7 protein-coding genes are annotated in these 7,240 nt (G+C 64.0%); 1 reads left to right on the top strand and 6 read right to left on the bottom strand.

Annotated features, from left to right (window positions below):
• The first annotated feature begins 241 nt into the window (after positions 1–241).
• Positions 242–1,264 carry a fatty acid desaturase gene (locus EN884_RS19065; RefSeq protein ID WP_063169014.1) on the top strand — a complete coding sequence of 341 codons (1,023 nt, stop codon included), beginning with the start codon at positions 242–244 and terminating at the stop codon, positions 1,262–1,264.
• A gap of 123 nt (positions 1,265–1,387) precedes the next feature.
• On the opposite strand, the gene EN884_RS19060 is transcribed toward EN884_RS19065, so the two are convergent.
• The 6 genes from EN884_RS19060 to cobA all read right to left on the bottom strand — a co-directional run.
• The gene (locus EN884_RS19060) at positions 1,388–2,995 is read right to left on the bottom strand and encodes a GMC family oxidoreductase N-terminal domain-containing protein (protein ID WP_063169015.1); all 1,608 of its coding nucleotides are present in this window, start codon (positions 2,993–2,995) and stop codon (positions 1,388–1,390) included.
• Between the two features lie 96 nt (positions 2,996–3,091).
• Positions 3,092–3,625 (bottom strand): DUF934 domain-containing protein, encoded by a 534-nt coding sequence (locus EN884_RS19055; protein ID WP_063169016.1) that lies wholly within the window; start codon positions 3,623–3,625, stop codon positions 3,092–3,094.
• 173 nt (positions 3,626–3,798) lie between these two features.
• Positions 3,799–4,563 carry a phosphoadenylyl-sulfate reductase gene (locus EN884_RS19050; protein WP_024502838.1) on the bottom strand — a complete coding sequence of 255 codons (765 nt, stop codon included), beginning with the start codon at positions 4,561–4,563 and terminating at the stop codon, positions 3,799–3,801.
• Positions 4,538–6,208, bottom strand: a complete 1,671-nt coding sequence (locus tag EN884_RS19045) for a nitrite/sulfite reductase (protein ID WP_063169017.1) — start codon at positions 6,206–6,208, stop codon at positions 4,538–4,540. Before EN884_RS19045 ends, EN884_RS19050 begins: the two co-directional genes overlap by 26 nt.
• Before the next feature lie 43 nt (positions 6,209–6,251).
• Positions 6,252–6,545: a DUF2849 domain-containing protein gene (locus tag EN884_RS19040; protein WP_013529562.1), complete on the bottom strand. Its 294-nt coding sequence runs from the start codon at positions 6,543–6,545 to the stop codon at positions 6,252–6,254.
• A partial coding sequence (gene cobA, locus EN884_RS19035; protein ID WP_128360677.1) for a uroporphyrinogen-III C-methyltransferase occupies positions 6,542–7,240 on the bottom strand: 699 nt, incomplete at its 5' end. The genes cobA and EN884_RS19040, both read right to left, overlap by 4 nt.

The following is a 7,240-nucleotide window of genomic DNA, read 5'->3' as shown; positions in this document are numbered from 1 at the left end:
AGATCACAGTCCGCGGCAGACAGGGTGGCGACCGCGTGCGCGTGACTTTTGGCACCGAGCGCGGCTGTCCCATCCTCGATCGCGAATAGCGATCGACCTCAGCGGAAAACCGACGCTCAGAATCATCAGCAGGTCGAACCGGCGGTTGGCTGGCTCGACCGCCGGGCCACGCGACAATTACGCACAGTAATTTTGCGTGATGTCGCCTTGCGGCGGCGAGGCACCCCGCCTATGCTTCCTGATGAACATGATTTCCCCTGAGACGGTCGCCAACAGCAAGCGCGCCTGGCTGAAGATTCTCGCCCGCTACAAGAAGCCTGACAGGCGGCGCAGCACCGTCGAACTCGCCATCACTCTCATTCCATTCGCCATGCTCTGGGGCCTGTCCTCGGCGGCCTATGCCTATGGCCATTGGTGGGGACTGATCCTCATCCTTCCCGCGGCCGGGTTTCTGGTGCGCATCTTCATGATCCAGCACGATTGCGGCCACGGCTCCTTCTTCGCCAATCGCTACGCGGACGACTGGATCGGCCGCGCGCTCGGCATCCTGACGCTGACGCCCTACGATTGCTGGCGGCGCGCCCACGCGACCCACCACGCCAGCGCCGGCAATCTTGACGAACGCGGCATGGGCGACATCCGGACGCTGACCGTTGCAGAATACCGGCAGATGTCGTGGCGAGGCCGCCTTGCCTATCGTCTCTATCGCCACCCGCTGGTGATGTTCGGGCTCGGTCCGATCTGGCTGTTCATCTTCGAGCAAAGGCTGCCCGTCGGCATGATGCGCGGCGGCCTGACCCCTTGGGTGTCGTCGATGACCACCAATCTTGGCATCGCGGTCGCAGCAGCCATCCTCATTTGGTTCGTCGGTCCCGGCGCGTTCCTGGTGGTCCACCTGCCGATCGTCATCCTCGCCGGTTCGGCCGGCATCTGGCTGTTCTATGTCCAGCACCAGTTCGAGGAAACGGAATGGGCGAAGGATGTCGACTGGGAATTCCAGCACGCCGCCTTGCACGGATCGTCCTATTACGACCTCCCGCCGGTGCTGAACTGGTTCACCGGCAACATCGGTGTCCATCACGTCCATCACCTCTCCGCCAAGGTGCCGTGCTACCGGTTGCAGGAAGTGCTGCGGGATTATCCCGAGCTGCGCGACATCGGCCGTGTCACGCTGCTGGAAAGCCTGCGCTGCGTTAAACTGGCGTTGTGGGACGAGAACCGCCGCAAGCTGGTGTCGTTCCGCGAGGCACGGGCGGCGGCTTAAGCAATTCCAGCAGAAGTGGTGAACGGTTTCCAGGGAAAGCGCGTAGCGTTTTCCCTGGGGCAATTGCGTCAAACCAAGAAAAGTAAAACGACCGCCAGTCTATAGGCACCGCGCCTGGAGCTCCTACCAGGCAGCCCTGATCATGTCGGCGGCCTTTTCGGCGATCATGATGGTTGGCGCATTGGTGTTGCCACCAATCAGTGTCGGCATCACCGAGGCGTCCACGACACGCAAGGCTTCAAGCCCGCGCACCTTGAGTTGCGGATCGACCACCGCCATCTCGTCGACGCCCATCCGACAGGAGCCGACCGGGTGATAGACCGTGTCGGCGCGGGTACGGATATGGGTCATCAGATCGGCATCGCTTGGCTCGCCGGCGATGTGCATTTCCTTGTGCCGGTAGCGCGTCAGCGCCGGTGAAGCCAGCACCTGCCGGGTGATCCTCACGCCTTTCAACAGCAGCTCCGCATCGCGCTGGTCGCTGAGAAAGCGCGGATCGATGCGCGGCGCGGCAAGTGGATCGGCGCTGGCCAGCCCAACCTCGCCACGCGAGTGCGGCCGCAATATGCAGACATGACAGGAGAAGCCGAAGCCGTAGTGCAGCGTGCGCGCATGGTTTTCGACCAGCCCGATGACGAATTGCAGCTGCAGGTCAGGGCGCTCAAGCGCCGGGTCGGATTTGACGAAAGCGCCGCTCTCGGCCGCCGGCGAGGCGATCAGCCCGGTCCCATCCCGCCGCCACTGCGCGATATGCCGTAGGAAACCCAACGCGCCGCGCGGGCTCATGCCAAGCATATCGGTGTCCTTCGATCTCCAGCCGACGATGAAATCGAGGTGGTCCTGCAGGTTCTTGCCGACGCCCGGCAATTCGTGGACGACGGGAACGCCATGCACGGCAAGTTCGGCCGCCGGGCCGATACCCGACAGCAACAGAAACTGCGGCGAACCGAAGGCACCGCCACACAGGATCACCTCGCACGACGCCTGCGCCACTGCCTCGCCTTTGCGTGTCCGGTAGCGGATACCGGTGGCCCGCTTGCCGTCAAGGACGATGCCTGTGGCGTGCGCCCGCGTGATCACGGTCAGATTGGTCCGCTGCATCACCGGATGGAGATAGGCGGCGGCAGTCGAACAGCGCTCGCCATTACGGGCGCCACCGGCAAATTGGGTCACCTGGAAATAGCCGGCGCCCTCTTGTTCCGGTCCGTTGAAATCGTCCAAGGCGCGAATCTGGTTTTCGGCACAAGCCTCTATGAAGGCCTTGGCGATTGGCCTCGGCGAGCGCTGGTTCGACACTTTCAACGGGCCGTCCCCGCCATGCAGGGCATCAGTGCCGCGCTCATTGCCTTCGGCGCGCCGGAAATAGGGCAGAACCTCATCCCATGACCAGCCCTCACAGCCCAGATCGGCCCATTCGTCATAGTCGCTGCGATGGCCCCTGACATAGAGCATCGCATTGATGGCGCTGGAGCCGCCCAGCGCCTTGCCGCGCGGCTGGTAGCCCTTGCGGCCGCCAAGACCTTGCTGCGGCACGGTTTCGAAGGCCCAATTGTTGATCCTGGGCCGGCCGGAAAGCATACCGATAATGCCAGCCGGAGCGCGGATCAGCATATCCCTGCCCTCGCCGCCAGCTTCGATCAGGCAGACCGTTTTCGAGGGGTCTTCCGAAAGCCGTGCGGCAAGCGCACAGCCGGCGGACCCAGCGCCGGCTATGACATAGTCGTAACGCATGAAGACCCTCCCCGATCATTCCGGATTTTCCATCCGGAAGCTCAAGAGAAGGCTTGAACAGGGGGCGTTGTAAAGACGCGCGGAATTACCGCAACGTCAGCCGCTGCGAACGCGCCGCCAGGAGTATTTCGGGCCTTTTGGTTCCGGCACGGCGGCTGGCTGGTAGTAGAGCCCCAATCCGCCGGTGCGGCCCTCCTCCAGGCGCTTCAACAGCACGGGGTTCGATATCTCGAACTCGTCGAAGCCCAGCCGCAGCATATGCGGCAGTTGGTCGACCAGCACCTGGCCGGTAGCGCGAACGGCACCTTCGAAATGGTAGCGGCCGCGCAGCAGCTCTCCCTTGGAGAAGGAGCGGCCGTCGCTGAAGGCCGGAAAGGCCAGCGCCACCAGCGACAGCTGGTCGAGCAGGTCGGCGACCTTCTCGAGCTGATCACCCGGCTGCAGCAGGACGCCGAGCCGTTCCTTGGCCGAGCGGCGCACCTCCGGATCGAGATCGAGGAAGACTTGCAACGGCAGGATGAAGCGGCCGTTGCCGGACAGCGCATCGGCGCTTTCGGCATGCGTCCACTCATCCTCCTGAAAACCCGCAGGGGTCCAGAGCCGGGTCTCCGGTGTCGTCGGTTCAGTCATCAAAAAGTTCCTAAACAGTCAAACGAAACCAAGGATGTGTTGAGATTCAGGTCAGGCTGCGCCGAAAATGGCGGCTTCCGAGAACCGGAGCGGAGCATACTTGAAGTACGTGAGCACCGGAAGCGCAGGAAGCCGCCGTTTGCAGGCCAGCCTTACCTGAATATCAGCATATCCTAAAGGGATGCGTCGGTCAGCGACTTCTCCAGCCCCGACAGGTGAATGCCGCACTCGGTCTTGGCATGACCGGCCCAGCGGCCGCTGCGCGCGTCCTCGCCCGGCTGCACCGGCTGCGTGCACGGGAAGCAGCCGATCGACAGATAGCCATAAGCGACCAGCGGATTTTCGCGCAGCGCATGCGCGCGCATATAGTCGGCCTGGTCCGATGTCGTCCAATGCGCCAGCGGATTGATGCGGATGCGCGGACCGACCGCCTCGAACACCGGCAGCGCTGCCCGCGTCGCGGCCTGAAAACGCTTGCGGCCAGTGAGCCAGGCACGAAATGGCGCGACACCGCGCGCCAGCGGCTCCACCTTGCGCACGTCGCAGCAGGCATCGGTATCGCTTTGGTGCAGATTGCCCGTCGGATCGATCCGTTCGAGTGCTGCTTCCTCGGGTTTGATCACCCTTATGTTGGTCAGCCCGAAATCGGCGGCGAGCGCATCGCGATAGCCGAGCGTCTCCTCGAAATGCTTGCCGGTGTCGAGGAAGATGACCGGCAGCGTCCGGTCGATCTTGGCGATCATGTGCAGCAGCACAGCCGAATCCGCGCCGAACGACGACACCGCCGCGATCTCGTCGAGGAACAGTTCGCGGGCCGAGCGTTCGATGATCTCGAGCGGCTTCAGATGACCATAGAGCGCGTCGAGCCCTGCCGCTTTGGCGGCGATGCCGTCATCGACGTCTCCAATACGGTCAAGCGGCCTTGGCTTCGCCAGCATAGAGCGCCTCCTTGAACGGCGCGGGACCGACTCGGCGGTAGGCGTCGATGAATTTCTCTTGTGGGTCGAGCCGAAGGCCGAGATAGGTCTCGACGATCTGTTCGATGGCGTCGGTGATCTCTTCCGAAGAGAAGCCGCGGCCGATGATCTCGCCGACCGAGGTGTTCTCGTCGGCCGAGCCGCCCAGCGTCACCTGATAGAGTTCGGAGCCCTTCTTCTCGACGCCGAGGATGCCGATGTGGCCGACATGGTGATGACCGCAGGCGTTGATGCAGCCGGAGATCTTCAGCTTCAGTTCGCCGATCTCGCGCTGCCGCTCAAGCGAGGCGAAGCGGCGCGAGATTTCCTGCGCGATTGGGATCGAGCGCGCCGTGGCCAGCGCGCAGTAGTCGAGGCCCGGGCAAGCGATGATGTCCGATATCAGGTTGGAATTGGCCGTCGCCAGGCCGATGCCGACCAGCGCATCATAGACCGCCTTGAGGTCGGCGCGGGCCACATGCGGCAGGATCAGGTTCTGCTCATGGCTGACACGCAGCTCGTCAAAGCCATATGTCTCGGCGATGCCGGCGATTGCGTCCATCTGGCTGTCCGAGGCGTCGCCAGGCACCTCGCCGATGCCCTTCAGCGAGATCGTCACAGCCGCATAATCGGGATGGCGGTGCGTCACGACATTCTGGTCGAGCCACTCCGAGAACCCCTTGGAATCGAGCCGCGCCAGCTTGACCGCCTGGTCGCCTTCCGGCCGCTCAGCGAGTGCCGGTGGCGCGAAATAGGCCTCGATGGCGCGGATATCGGCTTCCGGCAGCTTCAGCTGGGCGTCTTTCAACTCTTGCCACTCGGCCTCGATTTGGCGGGTGATCTCCTCGACCCCGGTCTCATGGACGAGGATCTTGATGCGCGCCTTGTACTTGTTGTCGCGGCGGCCATAGAGGTTGTAAACGCGCAGGATCGCCGTGCAGTAGGACAAAAGGTCGGCTTCCGGCAGGAAGTCGCGGATTTTGCGGGCAACCATTGGCGTGCGGCCCTGGCCGCCGCCGATATAGACGGCGAAACCGAGTTCGCCGGCGGCGTTCTTCCTCAGGTGCAGGCCGATGTCGTGGGTCTGGATGGCGGCGCGGTCGCGCTCGGCCCCCGTCACCGCGATCTTGAATTTGCGCGGCAGGAACGAGAATTCCGGATGCACCGATGACCACTGGCGCAGGATTTCCGCGTAGGGACGCGGATCGGCGACCTCGTCGGCGGCAGCGCCGGCGAAGTGGTCGGCGGTGACGTTGCGAATGCAATTGCCGCTGGTCTGGATGGCGTGCATCTCGACGCTTGCGAGATCGGCCAGGATCGCCGGAATGTCCGACAGCGCCGGCCAGTTGAACTGGATGTTCTGGCGCGTGGTGAAATGGCCGTAGCCCTTGTCGTATTTGCGGGCGATGTGGCCGAGCATGCGCAGCTGCTTGCCGTTCAGCGTGCCATAGGGCACCGCGATGCGCAGCATGTAGGCATGCAGCTGCAGATAGACGCCGTTCATCAGCCTCAATGGCCGGAACTGGTCCTCGGTGATCTCGCCGGCAAGACGGCGCTGCACCTGGTCGCTGAACTCGGCGACGCGGGCCTGGACAAAATCGTGGTCGAACTCATCGTAACGGTACATGCTTGGTCTTTCAGGGCGCGTCCGCCCATGCCTGGTGTCTTGGTTATGCTGCCCGCGCAGCCTGCTTGCCGAGATCGTTGCGGATGGTCGGGCCGGCGGCGCGGATCTTCTCGCGCAGCCGCACCGGTTGGACGACGCCGTTGACGACTTCGGCGTCGATCAAATTGACGTCGACCACTTCGTTGGCGGCATAGGCCTTGGCGCCGATCGCCTCGAGCCTGTCATCGGCTGCCTTGTCATGGGCGAGGTCGGCATGATCCACCGTCTCGGCCCAGCCGCCATCGGCGTACCAGACGGCGATGCCGTCGGTGAGGCGGTTGGCGGTCAGTATCTTCATTGCTGAACTCCTTCGGCGACCGAACTGGACGCGCCTTCATGCCTGTGTGCCGCCAGCGGCTCGGACCGTTCAAAGTTGGCGCCGGCGACCGCATCGCCGATGATGGTCATGACTGGGCCGGAAAGATCGGCGCGCGCTTCCAGCGACGGCAGGTCGGCAAGCGTGCCGTGGAAGCGCCGCCGGTTGGCGAGGCTGGCATTCTCGACCACGGCCACCGCAGTGTCCGGCGACAGGCCGGCCTCGATCAGCCGTCCGGCAACCTCGGCCGCCACCGAGCGGCCCATATAGACGGCGACGGTAGCGCCGGAAATCGCGAGCTTGGCCCAGTCGGGCAGCGAATTGCCCTTGAGGTCGTGGCCGGTGGTGAACACCATCGACGAGGAGACACCGCGCAAGGTCAGCGGCAGTTCGAAATCGGCGGCGGCGGCAAAGGCCGCGGTGACGCCCGGGACCACCTCATAGGCGATGCCGGCGTCGCGAAGTGCCGCCATCTCTTCGCCGGCCCGGCCGAACACCAGCGGATCGCCAGACTTCAGCCGCACGACACGCTTGCCTTCACGGCCAAGCTCGACCAGCAGCGCATTGATCTCAGCCTGGCTCTTGGTGTGGCAGCCCTTGCGCTTTCCGACCGGCAGGCGCTCGGCATCGCGGCGACCCATGGCAACGACCGCCTCGGGCACAAGGGCGTCATGGAC

Origin of the sequence: Mesorhizobium sp. M7A.F.Ca.AU.001.01.1.1, assembly GCF_004022735.1 — a bacterium.
In the GTDB taxonomy this organism is placed as follows: domain Bacteria; phylum Pseudomonadota; class Alphaproteobacteria; order Rhizobiales; family Rhizobiaceae; genus Mesorhizobium; species Mesorhizobium ciceri.
Note: the sequence above shows the minus strand (reverse complement) of the source record. Positions and strands in the feature narration are given on the sequence as shown.